Here is a 16,379-nt window from a genome sequence, read left to right on the forward strand (position 1 = left end):
GGTTTAACGATCTAGAAATAAGTTGTTTGTATTTGTAATTGTTGGACTATATTTTCATCAAAATTTCATAACACATTGTTAATGGTTAGCATTTTGTAACAAAAAAGCATAATTTAGACCCATCTTTTAACTTTACAATTATTTATAGATACATGAGTCATAAAAAACCTCTTAAATTATCTGCTTTTGCATTACTTGTATTAGCAGGTTGCAGTGCAAGTATGCAAGCACAAAAATCTGCGCCGAAACAACCAATCGTTGCTCCTTTGGCAGTGGTAAAAAAAGCACCAGTTAGTGAAAATGAATTAAAAAGATGGAGTCATTTAGATTTAGTAAAAGATTCTATTCCGGGAATGAGTGTAGACAGAGCCTTAACTGAATTGCTGCAGGGTAAAAAAGGGCAGAAAGTTATTGTAGGTATTGTAGATTCTGGTGTAGATATTGAACACGAAGATCTTCAGGGAATGATCTGGACTAATACAAAAGAAATTCCGGGCAACGGAATCGATGATGATAAAAACGGATTTATCGATGATATTCATGGATGGAATTTCCTGGGAAATGCGGTTAATGAAAACCTCGAAATGACACGTATCGTTAAAAAAGGTGACGACGGTTCTGCACAATATAAAGAAGCTTTAGCTCAATATACTGAGAAATATGAAGAAGCTTTAAAAGATAAAGAACAAGTAGATTTCTTACTAGAAGTTCATAACACTATAAAAAAAGAACTGAATAAAACAGATTATAAATTAGAAGATCTGAGTAAAATTACTTCAACAGACCCTAAAGTAGCAAGAAGTAAAGCTGTAATGACTCAGGTTTTTACTAATGCTGGTTCGACTTTTGATCCAGAAGCTGATTTTGGAGAATATAAAGAACAAGTTTACGATCAATTAAACTATAACCTGAATAAAGAATTCGACGGTAGAAAAATCGTAGGCGATAATCCGGAAGATATTAAAGACAATCATTACGGAAACAATATCGTTTTTGGACCGGATAAAGAAAAAGCGCTTCACGGAACTCACGTAGCCGGAATTATTGCGCAAATTCGTGGAAATAATTTAGGTGGAGACGGAGTAGCTTCACCAAATGTGGAGATCTTAACTGTAAGAGCGGTGCCAGACGGAGACGAGTACGATAAAGATATCGCTTTAGCAATTCGTTATGCTGTAGATAATGGGGCAAAAGTAATTAACGGAAGTTTTGGAAAAAGCTTTTCTCCACACAAACAATGGGTTTACGATGCTATTAAATATGCAGCTAAAAAAGACGTTTTAATTGTTCACGCTGCAGGAAACGATGGTTATAATATTGATGAAACAAAAAACATCAATTATCCAAATGACTCTGAAGATAATGTAAAAGAATTTGCAGATAATGTTATCACGATTGGAGCAATCAATAAAGAATATGGAGAAAATGTAATTGCAGGTTTCTCAAACTTCGGAAAAATTAATGTAGACGTTTTTGCTCCTGGTGAAGAAATCTATGCAACAGTTCCAAACAACAAATACAAGTATTTACAAGGAACATCAATGGCATCTCCAAATGCGGCAGGTGTTGCAGCTTTGATTCGTTCGTACTATCCAAAATTAAAAGCGTCTCAGGTTAAAAAGATTTTAATGGATTCGGGAGTCGCACTTCCTGCAAAAGTAGTTTTAGGTAAAAGTGAAAATCCGGCAGAAAAACCAGTAGCTGTTTCTTCTGTAGAATCATCAAAAACTGCAAAAATGGTAAATGCTTACAATGCTTTATTAATGGCTGAAAAGATGTCTAAAAAATAAACATAAATACACTATTAATCTAATGGAAGAGTTCGCGCTCTTCCATTTTCTATTACATACAAACACATGCGAAAAATTATTTTACTTTCTTTCTTAAGCATTGGTTTAAACACTGCTTTTGCTCAAAGCACCTCATATTGGCAACAGCATGCCGATTATAAAATGGAGGTTTCGATGGATGTAAAAAACTATCAGTACAAAGGGAAACAAGAATTGGTTTACACTAATAATTCTCCTGATACACTGAAAAAAGTATTTTATCATTTGTTTCCAAATGCTTTCCAGCCGGGAAGCGAAATGGATGCACGTCTTCATTTTATCAAAGATCCGGACGGAAGAATGGTAAATAAAACAAAAGATGCCAACGGAAAAGATGTAAAACAAAGCAGAATAGAGACTTTAAAACCAAATGAAATCGGTTTTTTAAAAATTACAAACTTCAAACAAGATGGCGCTGTTGCTCAGACAAGAGTTTCAGGAACTATTTTGGAAGTAACTTTGGTTAAGCCAATTTTACCAAATTCTAAAACGACATTTACATTAGATTTTGACGGACAAGTTCCTGTTCAGGTTCGTCGTTCAGGAAGAAATAATTCGGAAGGAATTGAACTTTCAATGTCACAATGGTATCCAAAATTAGCCGAATTTGATTTCGAAGGATGGCACGCAGATCCTTATATAGCGAGAGAATTTCACGGCGTTTGGGGTAATTTTGACGTGAAAATTACAATTGACAAAGAATATACAATTGGAGGTTCAGGATACTTACAAGATAAAAATTCAATTGGGCATGGTTATGAAGATGCCGGTGTAACAGTTGTTTATCCTAAAAAAGCAAAGACATTAACATGGCATTTTATTGCGCCAAATGTTCACGATTTTACCTGGGCAGCAGACAAAGATTATGCGCATGATATTGTAAAAGGACCAAACGATGTTGATTTGCATTTCTTTTACAAAAACACTCCCAAAGTAGCAGAAAACTGGAAACAGTTGGAGCCTTTAATGGTAAAAGTTATGGATTATTACAACAACAGAGTGGGACAATATCCGTACAAACAATATTCATTTATTCAAGGTGGAGACGGTGGAATGGAGTACGCAATGTGTACTTTGATGTTAGGAAACGGAACTTTGGAAGGAATTCTTGGAACTGCAACTCACGAGTTAGGACATTCCTGGTTCCAACATATTTTGGCTTCAAACGAATCAAAACACCCTTGGATGGACGAAGGTTTTACAACTTACATCGAAGACAGTGCTTTGAATGAATTAAAAGGAGACAAAAAAGAAGTAAATCCGTTTAAAGGAAATTATAATGCTTATTACAATTTAGTAAATTCTGGTAAAGAACAGCCACAAACTACTCACGGAGATCGTTATGAGGAAAACCGTCCTTACAGTATTTCATCTTATATTAAAGGAAGTATTTTCCTTTCACAGCTAGAATATGTTATTGGAAAAGAGAATGTTGATGCGACTTTGAAAAGATATTTCAATGATTTCAAATTCAAGCACCCAACTCCAAATGATATCAAAAGAACAGCCGAAAGAGTTTCTGGAGCTGAGTTAGACTGGTATTTAACAGACTGGGCGCAGACAACCAATACAATTGATTACGGTATCAAAGATGTTGCTGACAACGCAGGAAAAACAACCATTTCCTTAGAAAGAATTGGAAGAATGCCAATGCCAATCGATTTGAAAGTGGATTATACAGACGGAACTTCTGAAACATTCTACATTCCGTTAAGAATGATGAATTTCATTAAATCAAATCCAAACCCAAATCAAAAGAGAACTGTTTTAGAAGACTGGGCCTGGGCACAGCAAAACTACAGTTTTACGATTGACAAAAACAAAACAGCGATCAAAAAAATTACTATCGATCCAAGCGGATTAATGGCTGATGTAAAACAAGCAAATAATGTTTTTGAAGTGAAGTAATCTTCAAAAAGAAAAAAGAAAGTCCCGTTTAAATTAATAAACGGGACTTTTTATTTCTGAGAATGTCAAGATTTAACTCAAATGCTCAATCATATCTTTAGTCATTGATTCCAAATCAAATTTATGATTCCAGTTCCAGTCTTCTCTTGCTGAAGAATCATCGATACTTGCCGGCCAGCTGTCTGCAATTTTTTGACGGAAATCAGGATTGTAAGTAATCTCAAATTCTGGAATATGTTTTTTGATTTCGGCAGCAATTTCAGTTGGCGTAAAACTCATTGCAGCTAAATTATAAGACGAATGTATTTTGATTTGCTCAACTGGCGCTTTCATAATATTGATCGTTGCATCAATGGCATCATCCATGTACATCATTGGCATTTTGGTTTCAGACGATAAAAAGCATTCGTATTTTTTATCGGCAATTGCCTTGTAGAAAATATCAACTGCATAATCTGTAGTTCCGCCTCCCGGAGGAGTAGACCAGCTTATTAAACCAGGATAACGAATACTGCGCACATCAACACCATAAATATTATGATAATATTCGCACCATCTTTCGCCGGATTGTTTACTTATTCCGTAAACAGTTGAAGGTTCCATTACTGTATATTGAGGCGTATTTTCTTTTGGAGTTGTTGGTCCGAAAACGGCAATACTCGAAGGCCAAAAAATCTTTTGAATCTTTTTGGCTTTCGCTAAATTTAAAACATGAAAAAGCGAATTCATATTTAAGTCCCAGGCAAAAGCAGGGTTTTTTTCAGCTGTAGCAGATAAAAGAGCAGCCATCAAATAAACATCAGTAATTTGATGTACTTCTACCAAATGTTCGATCTGGTTAAAATCTAAAGCATTGACGACTTCAAAAGGTCCTGAATTAACAACATCAGTATTTAATTTTCGAATATCAGAAGCGATAACATTTTCGGTTCCGTATAATTTACGCAGTTTTTGCGTCAGCTCTGTTCCAATCTGACCACAGGCACCAATGATTAATATTTTAGGATTCATTTCCGATGATTTTTAGAGACACAAATATAACGTTTTCGCAATTACTTGTGCTTTTTAGAATCATAAATTATTAATTCGATAATTAAAAAGTTTGTTTATTGGATTATTCTTCGTTGATAGCGTGCAGTTATTTACCGCAAAGATTTTATCTTGCAGTAAGTTTAAAAACACAAAGTTCGCAAAGCCAGAGCCAGCTTTACGAACTTTGTGTTTTTATAAAACGACTTAATTTAAAAATCTTTGCGTGCTTTGTGGTTAAATTTTTCATGTGCAAATTTTAAAAACAAAGAATGATTTGCTAAGATTTAATCTATAAATTCTGCAGTAAAAAAATAACCTTGATTTATAGATTCTTTAGCAAAAAACAGAATTCGTAATTGTAAATTTACTTTGTAACTTTGCACCCTAACATTTTATGAAATGAAATATAGAATAGCGCTGTTTTTACTTTTGATTTTTGGACTGCAATCTTGTCAAAATGAGAATGAAAAGCGTCTTGCCGAAAATGCAAAAGAAGCTAAGAAAAAAGAAAAAATCTTTACTAACATTAATAAAGGTTGGACATTTATTGACGAGCCAATTAATGAAATCTCGGAATCACAATTAAATTCCTGGACAGAGTGGCGCGACTTTATCAAAGAAATTGGCGATAAACCAAGAAAAACGATTGGGGCATTTCAAAAAAAATCGGCAGCGATTTCTAAGAAAGCGATAGCTTTAAACAATAATATTCCGGAACAATTCAATCAGCCGCAAATCAAAAGCCGTATTTCTATTTTAATTACTAAAATCAAAATGTTGGATTTGTTTATTCATTTAAATACTATTCCGGACGATAAAGTAGTTTTTCTGGTTCAGGAAATTAATAAAGAACTGATTTCACTGGAAAGACAAATGGATAAAATTGTCGAAAAAGCTAAAATACCTAAAGAACAAGGAGAAGAAGATTTCTTAAGAATGTTAGATACAACGCGCGCAATCCCAAATTCGACCGCTCCTCAGGTTCCATTACAACGAACAGATCAAAACGCACCAAAAGTTGAGTAAAAACGCCTTATATACAATTTATGATAATCTGCCAAAAGCAGAGCAGATTGCCAAAAGTTTACTGGAAGGAAATCAGATCAAAATGAACCTTAATGGTTTATTAGGATCTGCAGTTTCTTTTATAATCCGTTCTGTTTTTAAGAAAACTGAACTGCCTTTTTTAGTTGTTTTAGATAACAAAGAAGAAGCAGCTTATTATTTAAACGATTTGGAACAAATGATTGGAGAACAGGATGTTTTGTTTTATCCTGCTTCATTTCGCCGTCCTTATCAGATTGAGGAAACAGATAATGCCAATGTTTTGCTTCGCGCTGAAGTTTTAAACCGAATAAATTCCCGAAAAAAACCAGCTATTATTGTTACCTATCCGGAAGCACTTTTCGAAAAAGTGGTAACACGTCAGCAGTTAGATAAAAACACTTTGAAAGTCGCTTTAAATGACAAAATTTCAATCGATTTTATCAACGAAGTTTTGTTTGAATACGAATTTAAAAGAGTAGATTTTATTACAGAGCCCGGAGAATTTTCGGTTCGTGGAGGAATTGTAGATGTCTTTTCTTTTTCCAATGATCATCCTTACAGAATTGAGTTTTTTGGAAATGAAGTAGACAGTATTCGTAGTTTTGATGTTGAAACGCAATTGTCTGTCGAAACACATAAAAAAATCACAATTATTCCGAATGTTGAAAACAAGATTTTTCAGGAAAACCGAGAAAGTTTCCTGGATTATATTGCTGAAAAAACAGTTCTTTTTATCCAAAATGCAGATGGACTTTTCAGTCAGTTAGATAAACAATTTGCAAGAGCAGAAGAAGCTTTTGAGAAATTATCCAAAGAAATAAAACATGCTGAACCTGAGCAGTTATTCTTAAATCAAACGTCGTTTATTAAAAGAGCTTTGGACTTTTCGATTGTAGAATTGGCTTCAAAACCAATTTTTAAGACAACAAAAAAGTTCGAATTTCATATTCAGCCTCAGCCATCTTTCAACAAACAATTTGATTTGCTACTGAATAATTTGAGCGACAATCATTTTAACGGATACAAAAATTATTTGTTCTGTTCGAATGAAACGCAGGCGAAACGTTTTCATGATATCTTTGAATCTTTAGACGAAGCCAATTCAGAGAATATAAGAAAACAGTATAATACAATCGTATTGCCTTTATACCAAGGGTTTATTGATGAAGAAAATCAGATTACGGCTTATACCGATCATCAGATTTTTGAGCGTTATCATAAATTCAACATCAAAAACGGTTATTCTAAAAAACAGAATATCACTTTAAAAGAGTTAACTGCACTTTCTGTCGGCGATTTTGTAACACATATTGATCATGGAATTGGAAAATTTGGCGGATTACAGAAAATTCAGGTAGAAGGCAAAACACAGGAAGCTATTAAGCTGGTTTATGCCGATAATGATATTGTGTATGTAAGCATTCACTCGCTTCATAAAATTTCAAAATACAACGGAAAAGACGGGACACCTCCAAAAATATATAAATTAGGATCAAATGCGTGGAAGGTTTTAAAACAAAAAACCAAAGCACGTGTCAAACATATTGCATTCAATTTAATTCAGTTGTATGCAAAACGTCGTTTAGAAAAAGGTTTTCAGTTTGCGCCGGACAGTTATCTGCAAAACGAATTAGAAAGTTCGTTTATTTACGAAGATACACCAGATCAAACCAAATCAACGGCAGAAGTAAAAGCCGATATGGAAAGTGATCGACCAATGGATCGTCTGGTTTGTGGTGATGTTGGTTTCGGAAAAACAGAAGTTGCCATTCGTGCGGCTTTTAAAGCAGTTGATAATAGTAAACAAGTAGCTGTTTTGGTTCCGACTACGATTTTAGCGTATCAGCATTACAGAACTTTCTCAGAGCGTTTAAAAGATATGCCGGTTTCTATTGGCTATTTAAACCGATTTAGAACGGCAAAACAAAAAACACAGACTTTAAAAGATTTAGCCGAAGGAAAACTCGATATCGTTATTGGAACACATCAATTAGTAAATAAAAATGTAGTTTTTAAAGACTTGGGTTTATTAATTGTCGATGAGGAACAAAAGTTTGGTGTAAACGTAAAAGATAAATTAAAAACAATAGCGGCAAATGTCGATACATTAACTTTGACTGCAACGCCAATTCCGAGAACACTTCAGTTTTCGTTAATGGCAGCAAGAGATTTATCCGTAATTACAACGCCCCCGCCAAATCGTTATCCAATTGAAACGAATGTAGTTGGTTTTAATGAAGAGATTATTCGTGATGCCATTTCGTATGAAATTCAAAGAAACGGACAGGTTTTCTTTATCAATAACCGTATCGAAAATATAAAGGAAATTGCCGGAATGATTCAGCGTTTGGTTCCAAATGCCAGAGTCGGAATTGGTCACGGACAAATGGATGGTGCCAAACTGGAAGAATTGATGTTAGGTTTCATGAACGGAGATTTTGATGTTTTGGTGGCAACTACAATTATCGAAAGTGGTTTAGATGTTCCAAATGCCAACACCATTTTCATCAACAATGCCAATAATTTCGGATTGTCAGATTTACATCAAATGCGTGGACGTGTTGGGCGAAGCAACAAAAAAGCATTCTGTTATTTCATTTGTCCGCCATATTCATCCATGACCGAAGATGCAAGAAAACGTATTCAGGCTTTAGAACAATTCAGCGAATTAGGAAGCGGTTTCAACATTGCAATGAAAGATCTTGAAATTCGCGGAGCAGGAGATTTATTAGGTGGAGAACAAAGCGGTTTTATTAATGAAATTGGTTTTGATACGTACCAAAAAATCATGAACGAAGCCATCGAGGAATTGAAAGAAAATGAATTCAAAGATTTGTATCCGGAAGAAAATAATATCGATACTAAAGAATACGTAAAAGACATTCAGATCGATGCTGATTTTGAATTGTTGTTCCCGGATGAATATATCAATAATGTTTCGGAACGTTTGGTTTTATATAATGAATTAGGTGCTATAAAAGACGAAGCCGGTTTACAGGAATTCGAAAGAAAACTAATTGACCGTTTTGGACCGCTGCCAAAACAAGCAACTGCATTGTTAAACAGCATCAGAATAAAATGGATTGCAACGAAAGTAGGAATCGAGAAACTGGTTTTGAAGCAAGGCAAAATGATTGGTTATTTTGTCTCAGACCAGCAATCAGATTATTACCAATCGGTGAAGTTTAGAAATGTTTTAAACTTTGTTCAGAAGCATAGTAATCTTTGCAAAATGAAAGAAAAACAAACCGTAAACGGATTACGTTTATTGTTGACTTTTGAAAATGTGAAGTCTATCAAACGTGCGCTGGAATTGATGGAGTTGTTTGAGGAGTAAATAATCATTAAGTTACAAAAAAGAGCGATATAAATATTTATATTGCTCTTTTTTAGTAAAGGCTATGGTTTTTCTCCATTTAGCGTATTGTTGATATTGCTAAAAGCTTTTTCTATGTTTTTACTGTTAGGATTTTCTTTATGAAACATCAAAGAGGTATAGAGTTTAATGGTTTCATTATCCAAGTCAAATTCGATAATATTATTAATCTTAGTAATATAATCAGTCATAGAGCTTTTATTATACCATCTATCAAAAACAGAAAATCTTTGAAAGGCTTTATTATCATTATCATCACAAACATAGATTAATGCATTTTGAATATTTTCAAAGAAAGCAGTAATAATGTTTTTGATTGTTACAGAAATCAGTAGATCAAATTGCGAAGGCTGATCACTAATTTTATCTATGGTAATTTGATACACATTTCCAAGTCCTATACTGTCACTAATACAGGAAGCTAATGTGAAATCTTCATAGAAAGCAACTCGGTATTCAATTTGTCTTTTTGTGAAAAAACTATAATAACCAGAATCAGAATTAAAAGTATAATTATATTGTTTTAACAAGTTTGATACCTTTTGAAGTTAAGGTTTCAGCAGAAGTTTTTCCTTGCAAAAAAGAACGTACAGCAATCTTATCTTCTCTCATTTTGATAATTGCTTCTTTAATAACTTCTTTATTTACTACTGTAGATTTCATATCGCAAAGAAACAAATTTAAGTTTAATATTGCAAAATTTGTAGTATTATTTTTTCATTTAAAAGATAGTTGCCTGATTTTTAGATCGTTTTAAAAATTAAGTTTTCTTTATCTTTTATTTAAGAAAAATCTTAGAACTAAAAAGTTTTCTTTGATCCAAATTTTCAAAGACCACTTTATATGCAGAATCAACTTATTCTCCTATTTTTATTTTTAGGATTGACTACAATCTTCGCTCAGGAAAAAGGTAAAATCGTTTTAAAAGATTCTTTAAAATCAGAAACGATTGATCCGCTTCGACCTTCAAAAGCGGCATTCTATTCGGCAATTCTTCCTGGTTTAGGACAAATTTATAATAAGAAATATTGGAAGCTTCCTTTGGTTTATGGAGCAATTGGAACAAGTACGTATTTGTACATTGATAATCAGAAGAATTATAATTTGTATCGTGATGAATATAAAAGCAGACTTGAAGGAGTACCAAGTAAAAATCCAAGTCTTGCCGAGTTAGACGAAAACAGATTGATGAGAATCCAAAAAGGATTTCAAAGAAATAGAGATTTATCTGCTTTATTTATGGTTGGTTTTTACGTCCTCAATATTATTGATGCCAATATCGATGCTGCCTTATCACAATTTAATGTAGACGAAAAACTGGCGTTTAAGCCTGCTGTTATAAAAAATGATATCACTTTAAAAAACGATTTTGGATTTGCTCTGAATTATTCGTTTTAAAGCTAAAAATAAGAAAGGCGTATGAAAATATCATACGCCTTTCTTACATTGTAAAAAGTATTAGATTATTCTAGTTTTAGATAATGTAAACCTTTATTTCCTGAAACAATAATTTTTGATTTAGAAAAAGAAATATCATTTACAACCGAACCGGCTGGTAATTCCAATTCTAATTCCCATGACACCCCGGAGTCTTTAGTTACAAATATCTTATCCCCTGATTGTATGTACCATTGAGTCTCTGTCCTTAAAAATACAGACGATACATCTGTCTTTATCGTGTTCCATGTTTTTAACATATCGGTGGAAGCAACCAGAGCTTTATTAGTAACATCAATAACAAGAACTTTGTTGATGTTTAAGAATTTATAAGAGTGGGTCAGGTCAAGGTTTGCTTTAGAAATGGTATCGATGACAGTCCAGTTACTATATCCGGTTGTCGATTCTAATACGATATTCCTATGTTTATTGGAACCTTCTTTCATAAAATCATTTATTACTCCCAACTGATAAAACTTACCATTTGAGGCAGATTTTGCAAAAGAGGTGATATAAGCTCTGTAAAAACTTCCTCTGGCTGTCCATTTCAAGACTTCATTTTTAATAATTGTAGCTCCATTATCTGCTGTGTAAATCTGTCCGCCTCTAAACGTAGTTACAATACTCATATTTTGATCAGCATAACCAATATTTAATCCGTTAATGTTAGGACTGAAAGAAGAATTAACAGTAGTTGAATTGTTGGTTTCGAAACCGTTATTTGAATAAAAAGCCTCATTGGTATTTGTTAGAACACCGATCTTGTCATTTACCATTTTGAAGGCACCGTAACTCCCGCCATTTTGTTTAACATTAGTTTTCGTAAGACCTTCTGATGTTGCTTGCAATTTTGCCGGGAATCCCCAAAATGCAAAGTCGCGAGTATCGCTATCTGCAAAGGAGAAAATAGAGTTACTGTCATCAAAGACATTAGATGTGTGAATATCAATATTACCTAAGCCATTCAATTTATTCCATCCTTTTTTCATCACAAAAAAGTTGGAACGGCTGCTTAATGTTTTATTAATTTGGACTTTTACAGAATTTATGCCTGCTTTTATTGCATCTGTAATTGGAATTACAATTTTGGTATCGGTAACTTCTTTAGCTGTTACTTGTTCAGTGTCATTAAACAATATTATTGTTGGGTAATCTTTGTTAATAAAATTGGTTCCTTTAAGTTCTAAATTTTGTCCATTTATTATAAAATCAGAAGAAAGCTCTGTAATTGTAATAGGCAGCGGTTCTTTTATTTCTGGCAGAACAGGATTTTGAGTTTTATCTCCGGAATCGTCGCCGGAACAGGAAACAAATAATCCTCCTATTAGAAGGACAATAATTAAAAGTAATTTTCTTTTCATTGATCTAGGGATTAAATTTCTTCGTAAAAAAATGAAATTATATAATGAAATCTATACGGGAAACCTCATTTTTAGGTTATTTTTATGTATAAAAAAGACAAAGCAAATTTTCCTTCGCTTTCAATTTTTAAACAGAAATTTAATTATTTGATTGTTAGTTTTTTATATGTGAATTGATGATTTTGATAAAATATTTTAATTCTGAAGGAATTCCTTCTTAAAAACAGATTTCGATCTTAAGACCAAAGAAAAGCAGGAATAGAAATGTATTTTCTACGATTCGATTTTTTAGGATGTGTTTCGATTTCTGTTTTTTCTTCTTTCACAACAGTTAAAATGGTTTTAAAATAGCAAAAAAAATCACTCCGAGGAGTGATTTTAATGGCATTATTGTGGTTTTGGTTAGATAATTTTATTGTGAAGTTAAAAATCTTATATAAATTCGATTGCTTTACATATTTGATTTCAAATCTTAATTTTTTAAGATTATAAGTTTTTTTATGGATAGGCTTATTTTACATTTTTTATATAAAATAACTTTCTTTTGATATAATTCAATTTGCATTTGTTTAATAGTTTTACAAATATATAAAAATATTATTCGCAACAAATTATATCTAAAAAAACTTAATTCGGATTTTTTGTTAGTTTTTTAAAGAAAGATATAAAATATGGTGCAAAGTGGCTTTTTACAAGTAAGTGTCATTTTGACGCTTTTGTAAAATAAAATTTATTTGACAGTTTGACTTTTGAGAATATTCTTATTTGCTAAAACTAAAATTATAGCTTAGAATGTAGTTTTTATTCCAAAAAAAAATCCTTTTATCTTTAAAGTAAAGACAAAAGGATTGTTATGCAGAAGAATCAAAATTGATTCTTAAATATATTTTGAATTAGTTTTTCAAGTCTTTAATTACTTTAAAAGCAACATCAACCTGATCTTCTCCAACAAGAATTGTAAATTCATTTGAAGTCGAAATTACTTCATTGATGATAATTCCTTCCCAAGCCAAACGCTGGAAAATGAAGTAATAAATACCAGGAACAACGATATTTTCTTTTGGTAATTTTACAGTAATTGAAGCTAAGTTATCTAATTTCTGAATTAATTTTTCTCTCATAAAGTGTTTCTCAACTAAGTGATTAACACTACTGCTAACAACAATATTGGTTTCGTTTACACCACGAGATGAGGTATAAAAAATGTCGGATAAAGCATTAATATCAGAAATTAAATCTGCCTGTTTGTTTAAAACAGTTTCAGAAGCGGCAAAAGTGTAATCTGTAAGCTCAGAACGAACCGTAATCTCGCCAATATTTTTGATTACTTTATTGATTTTGTGGTTCAGTTTAAAATCCAGTTCTTCTGTAAGTCGTTTTAAAGACATTACAACAGCGCCTTGTTTTACTTCTTTGCCAAACTCACTTTCTAATTCGGTCATAATATTTCGCGAAAGTGAAGTCAGGTTTATAATTCCGAGTGAGAGGGCATTTAATAAAAATGGTTTTGTTTTAATGTAGTTTTCTACAATAGAAGAAACGGTTTTCATAATCTTTTTTTTTTTTTTTGTATTCGGTTGGTTATTAATTTAACATTGCGATGTTATAAATCTCTGCAAATATAAATAAAAAAACAAATTGTTACAATTATAACAATAAAAAATTATGTTAAAAGTGATAAAAAGCGTCGGTAAGATGTTCAATTGCAAATGATTCGCCATTTTTATGGATCGCAACGATGTCAAAACGGATTTCTAAATCTTCATTAAAATCCTTTTCCCTATCGTTTATGTAGGCATTTACTGCTTTAATAAGTAATTGAATTTTTTTAGACTTCACAAAATCTTGTGGCGATCCAAAATCTAAACCAGAACGGGTTTTAACTTCTACAATCGCTACAATTGAACCTTTTTGAGCAATTATATCTATTTCGGCTTTTTGGATAACAAAGTTTCTTTCCAGAATTGAATATCCATTTTCTTCCAAATGTGCTGCAGCAAGATCTTCGCCTAATTTTCCTAAATCATTATGTTCTGCCATTGTTTTTTTGTTTAGAGTTTCAAGTTTCAGGTTTAACGTTTCAGGTTTTCGAATGCAAAAACGCAAAGTCACAAAGTAAAATTTAAACTTTGCGACTTTGCGTCTTTGCGAGATTTTATGTGGTATTTGTGGATCCTTATAATAAGGAATTGTACGGTATTACTTTTTAAAAGTAACGGTACTTCCTGTTGCGGTAACTTCTATAGTAACGGTATTTCCCATTACTAAGGCTCTGTTATCTCTAATATGCCCTGCCGGGAAATTAAAAATTACAGGAATATTATATTTTTTGGTTACATCATCAATAATTTCCAAAGCATTTTTCCCCCACGGCACTTCATTATCTTTCATGCTGGTCATACCACCAATTATAATTCCTTTTAGATTTTCGATGCATCCATTTCGTTTTAGGTTCATCATCATACGGTCAATATGATATAGATATTCATCTAAATCTTCAATAAATAGGATTTTATCTCTGCAGTCAATTGCAGAAGGCGATCCTAGTAAACTATATAGAATAGATAAGTTACCTCCGACTAATTCCCCGGTTGCATTTCCCAAACGATTCATCGGAGTTGGACTAATTGAATACGAAATTGGCTCTCCAAACAAACTAGCCTTTAAAGAACTTACAGCATCCGGTGTTGCTCTTGGAACCGTTACGGGCATAATGCCATGAATAGATTTATAGCCCATGGTATTCAAATGGTTGTGCAAAACGGTAACGTCACTAAAACCAATAACCCATTTTGGATGTTGTTTGAATTTGGTGAAATCCAATAAATCTAACATTCTAACAGTTCCGTAACCGCCACGAACGCACCAGATTGCTTTGATATTCGGATTGTCCATTTGCTTTTGAAAATCGGCAGCTCTTTGTTCGTCTGTTCCTGCCAATTGATGATAATCTAATCCGATTGTGCTTCCAACTACAGCTTCTAATCCCCAATTGTGAAGTAAATCTATAGTAGGTTTTAAATTGTCGTCTATGTTTTTTCTGGCTGTCGCTAAAAGGGCTACAGTATCTCCTTTTTGTAAATAAGGTGGTGTTATCATGTTTTGTTGAGATTGACAAGTGAATGATTGAAAAGCAAAAATAAGAAATGCAACTTTATAAAGATTAAAGTGTTTTTTGAAGTATTGAAAGCTTTTGATATTCATTTTTCTTTTTGCTTAAAATTATAAATTATTTTAATTCTGGTTTTAATAAAACGGAGTACATCCATATTTAGTTTCTAATTCTTTTAAAATAAAAACCAATCCTTCATCTGCTTTTTTAGATTGCACATTGGCAAAAAGAATAAAAGCTTTGTTGGCGGCTTTACAAATATACACTTTGGTTAAAAATGTTCCCGGATTTCCATTGTGAAAGGAATACTGGTTTTTATTTCGTTCTGAATACCATCCAAATGAAAATTCAGACAAACCAAAATGCATATCATTAAATTCTTCAGCAGTGAAAAGTTTAGATTTTCCTTGTAAACCCAGAAGCTGCATTTGGACAAATTTACAATAATCAGGTAAGCTTACATTAATGTTCCCTGCCGATGAAAGCCAGTTTAATTTGTAATTTAAAGCTGGTTTTTCCGGAATCAGATTTTCATCGTGTCCCCACGGCTGATTTTCGTCTTTTAAATTTGGCTGACCAAAATCAAAACTAATATCCAGATTTTTTCCTAATTCCTGTATTAAGGCTTCGTACGTTTTCCCGGTTGCTTTTTCGAGCATAAGTCCTGCTGCAACATAACTGGGATTAGACAAGTAAACATCTTGTTTTTCTGAGATAGGGGAACTTTTTTGGAAAAACCATTTCATAAACTCATAACGCTGTTCAGGATTATTTCCTTTTATTTCTTTCTGAGTTGGTTTTTCATTTCCATAAGACCAGGTTGGGATCTGCGCTCTAAAAGTTATAAAATCTCTTAAAGTAAAATTGTGATACTTGGGATTGCTTTTCGCTTTCAATTCGGGGTACAAATCAAAAAATTTCGTTTCCCATTTTATTTTTCCTTCTTTAACCAAAATAGCTGCTAAATATGCTGTTATAGTTTTGGTAATTGAACCTAATCTAAATCGATCAGCTAATTCTGCTTTTGATGAACTGTTGATTTTTTTATATCCTAAAGCATTTATTTCTAAAACAGAATCGGAAGAAACTACCGCATAAGCAATTTCCGGAATATTGTATTTTATCCTGATGCTGTCAACAAATTGGCTGCTTTTCTGGCAATAACAAAGATTGCTGTAAATTAAAAATAACGTAAAGACCGAAAGGATTTTTTTCATTTTTTGACTAACAAATTGAGTCAGCAAGTTACAGGAGAATTTGAATATAAAAAAGAAAAG

At 32.6% G+C, this 16,379-nt stretch carries 13 protein-coding genes; 5 read left to right on the top strand and 8 right to left on the bottom strand.

Annotated elements, in window-relative coordinates:
* The first annotated feature begins 152 nt into the window (after positions 1–152).
* Together ACFS3A_RS21245 and ACFS3A_RS21250 are read left to right on the top strand one after the other, a co-directional pair.
* A complete protein-coding gene (locus tag ACFS3A_RS21245; RefSeq protein WP_379827570.1) occupies positions 153–1,790 on the top strand; it encodes a S8 family peptidase in 1,638 nt (545 codons plus the stop codon).
* A 66-nt stretch (positions 1,791–1,856) separates the two neighbouring features.
* The gene (locus tag ACFS3A_RS21250; protein ID WP_379827571.1) at positions 1,857–3,737 is read left to right on the top strand and encodes a M1 family metallopeptidase; all 1,881 of its coding nucleotides are present in this window, start codon (positions 1,857–1,859) and stop codon (positions 3,735–3,737) included.
* Between the two features lie 72 nt (positions 3,738–3,809).
* Here the strand turns inward: ACFS3A_RS21250 and ACFS3A_RS21255 are convergent, their stop codons facing one another.
* Complete coding sequence (locus tag ACFS3A_RS21255) at positions 3,810–4,748, bottom strand: L-threonine 3-dehydrogenase (RefSeq protein WP_379827572.1); 939 nt, start codon at positions 4,746–4,748, stop codon at positions 3,810–3,812.
* Positions 4,749–5,168: 420 nt separating this feature from the next.
* Between ACFS3A_RS21255 and ACFS3A_RS21260 the strand changes: the two genes are divergently transcribed.
* Positions 5,169–5,795, top strand: coding sequence for a hypothetical protein (locus tag ACFS3A_RS21260; protein ID WP_379827573.1), 627 nt, complete (start codon positions 5,169–5,171; stop codon positions 5,793–5,795).
* Positions 5,788–9,153, top strand: a complete 3,366-nt coding sequence (gene mfd, locus ACFS3A_RS21265; protein WP_379827574.1) for a transcription-repair coupling factor — start codon at positions 5,788–5,790, stop codon at positions 9,151–9,153. The genes ACFS3A_RS21260 and mfd overlap by 8 nt, the downstream gene beginning before the upstream one ends.
* 62 nt (positions 9,154–9,215) lie before the next feature.
* Here mfd and ACFS3A_RS21270 read toward each other — a convergent pair whose 3' ends face one another.
* Together ACFS3A_RS21270 and ACFS3A_RS21275 are read right to left on the bottom strand one after the other, a co-directional pair.
* Positions 9,216–9,722: a DUF6169 family protein gene (locus ACFS3A_RS21270; RefSeq protein ID WP_379827576.1), complete on the bottom strand. Its 507-nt coding sequence runs from the start codon at positions 9,720–9,722 to the stop codon at positions 9,216–9,218.
* A complete protein-coding gene (locus ACFS3A_RS21275; protein ID WP_379827577.1) occupies positions 9,706–9,855 on the bottom strand; it encodes a hypothetical protein in 150 nt (49 codons plus the stop codon). Before ACFS3A_RS21275 ends, ACFS3A_RS21270 begins: the two co-directional genes overlap by 17 nt.
* Positions 9,856–10,035: 180 nt before the next feature.
* Here ACFS3A_RS21275 and ACFS3A_RS21280 point away from each other — a divergent pair, with 180 nt between their 5' ends.
* Positions 10,036–10,590 carry a DUF5683 domain-containing protein gene (locus tag ACFS3A_RS21280; RefSeq protein ID WP_379827578.1) on the top strand — a complete coding sequence of 185 codons (555 nt, stop codon included), beginning with the start codon at positions 10,036–10,038 and terminating at the stop codon, positions 10,588–10,590.
* Between the two features lie 65 nt (positions 10,591–10,655).
* Here ACFS3A_RS21280 and ACFS3A_RS21285 read toward each other — a convergent pair whose 3' ends face one another.
* From ACFS3A_RS21285 to ACFS3A_RS21305, 5 genes are all read right to left on the bottom strand, one after another.
* Positions 10,656–11,990, bottom strand: a complete 1,335-nt coding sequence (locus ACFS3A_RS21285; RefSeq protein WP_379827579.1) for a hypothetical protein — start codon at positions 11,988–11,990, stop codon at positions 10,656–10,658.
* 893 nt (positions 11,991–12,883) lie between these two features.
* Positions 12,884–13,540, bottom strand: coding sequence for a hypothetical protein (locus tag ACFS3A_RS21290; protein WP_008466087.1), 657 nt, complete (start codon positions 13,538–13,540; stop codon positions 12,884–12,886).
* A 118-nt stretch (positions 13,541–13,658) separates the two neighbouring features.
* Positions 13,659–14,030 carry a YraN family protein gene (locus ACFS3A_RS21295; RefSeq protein WP_379827580.1) on the bottom strand — a complete coding sequence of 124 codons (372 nt, stop codon included), beginning with the start codon at positions 14,028–14,030 and terminating at the stop codon, positions 13,659–13,661.
* Positions 14,031–14,189: 159 nt separating this feature from the next.
* On the bottom strand, positions 14,190–15,089 hold the full coding sequence (locus tag ACFS3A_RS21300) for a S66 peptidase family protein (protein WP_379827581.1): 900 nt from the start codon (positions 15,087–15,089) through the stop codon (positions 14,190–14,192).
* A 147-nt stretch (positions 15,090–15,236) separates the two neighbouring features.
* Positions 15,237–16,319 carry a serine hydrolase domain-containing protein gene (locus ACFS3A_RS21305; protein ID WP_379827582.1) on the bottom strand — a complete coding sequence of 361 codons (1,083 nt, stop codon included), beginning with the start codon at positions 16,317–16,319 and terminating at the stop codon, positions 15,237–15,239.
* Between the last annotated feature and the right edge of the window lie 60 nt (positions 16,320–16,379).

Origin of the sequence: Flavobacterium notoginsengisoli (assembly GCF_042686225.1) — a bacterium.
GTDB lineage: Bacteria > Bacteroidota > Bacteroidia > Flavobacteriales > Flavobacteriaceae > Flavobacterium > Flavobacterium notoginsengisoli.

Excerpts from the sequence above, each read along its gene's own strand:
- ACFS3A_RS21260 (WP_379827573.1), top strand. The coding sequence starts at position 5,169 with ATGAAATATAGAATAGCGCTGTTTTTACTTTTGATTTTTGGACTGCAA.
- ACFS3A_RS21280 (WP_379827578.1), top strand. The coding sequence starts at position 10,036 with ATGCAGAATCAACTTATTCTCCTATTTTTATTTTTAGGATTGACTACA.
- ACFS3A_RS21300 (WP_379827581.1), bottom strand. The coding sequence starts at position 15,089 with ATGATAACACCACCTTATTTACAAAAAGGAGATACTGTAGCCCTTTTA.
- ACFS3A_RS21255 (WP_379827572.1), bottom strand. The coding sequence starts at position 4,748 with ATGAATCCTAAAATATTAATCATTGGTGCCTGTGGTCAGATTGGAACA.
- ACFS3A_RS21245 (WP_379827570.1), top strand. The coding sequence starts at position 153 with ATGAGTCATAAAAAACCTCTTAAATTATCTGCTTTTGCATTACTTGTA.
- ACFS3A_RS21250 (WP_379827571.1), top strand. The coding sequence starts at position 1,857 with ATGCGAAAAATTATTTTACTTTCTTTCTTAAGCATTGGTTTAAACACT.
- ACFS3A_RS21295 (WP_379827580.1), bottom strand. The coding sequence starts at position 14,030 with ATGGCAGAACATAATGATTTAGGAAAATTAGGCGAAGATCTTGCTGCA.
- ACFS3A_RS21290 (WP_008466087.1), bottom strand. The coding sequence starts at position 13,540 with ATGAAAACCGTTTCTTCTATTGTAGAAAACTACATTAAAACAAAACCA.
- ACFS3A_RS21305 (WP_379827582.1), bottom strand. The coding sequence starts at position 16,319 with ATGAAAAAAATCCTTTCGGTCTTTACGTTATTTTTAATTTACAGCAAT.
- ACFS3A_RS21275 (WP_379827577.1), bottom strand. The coding sequence starts at position 9,855 with ATGAAATCTACAGTAGTAAATAAAGAAGTTATTAAAGAAGCAATTATC.
- ACFS3A_RS21285 (WP_379827579.1), bottom strand. The coding sequence starts at position 11,990 with ATGAAAAGAAAATTACTTTTAATTATTGTCCTTCTAATAGGAGGATTA.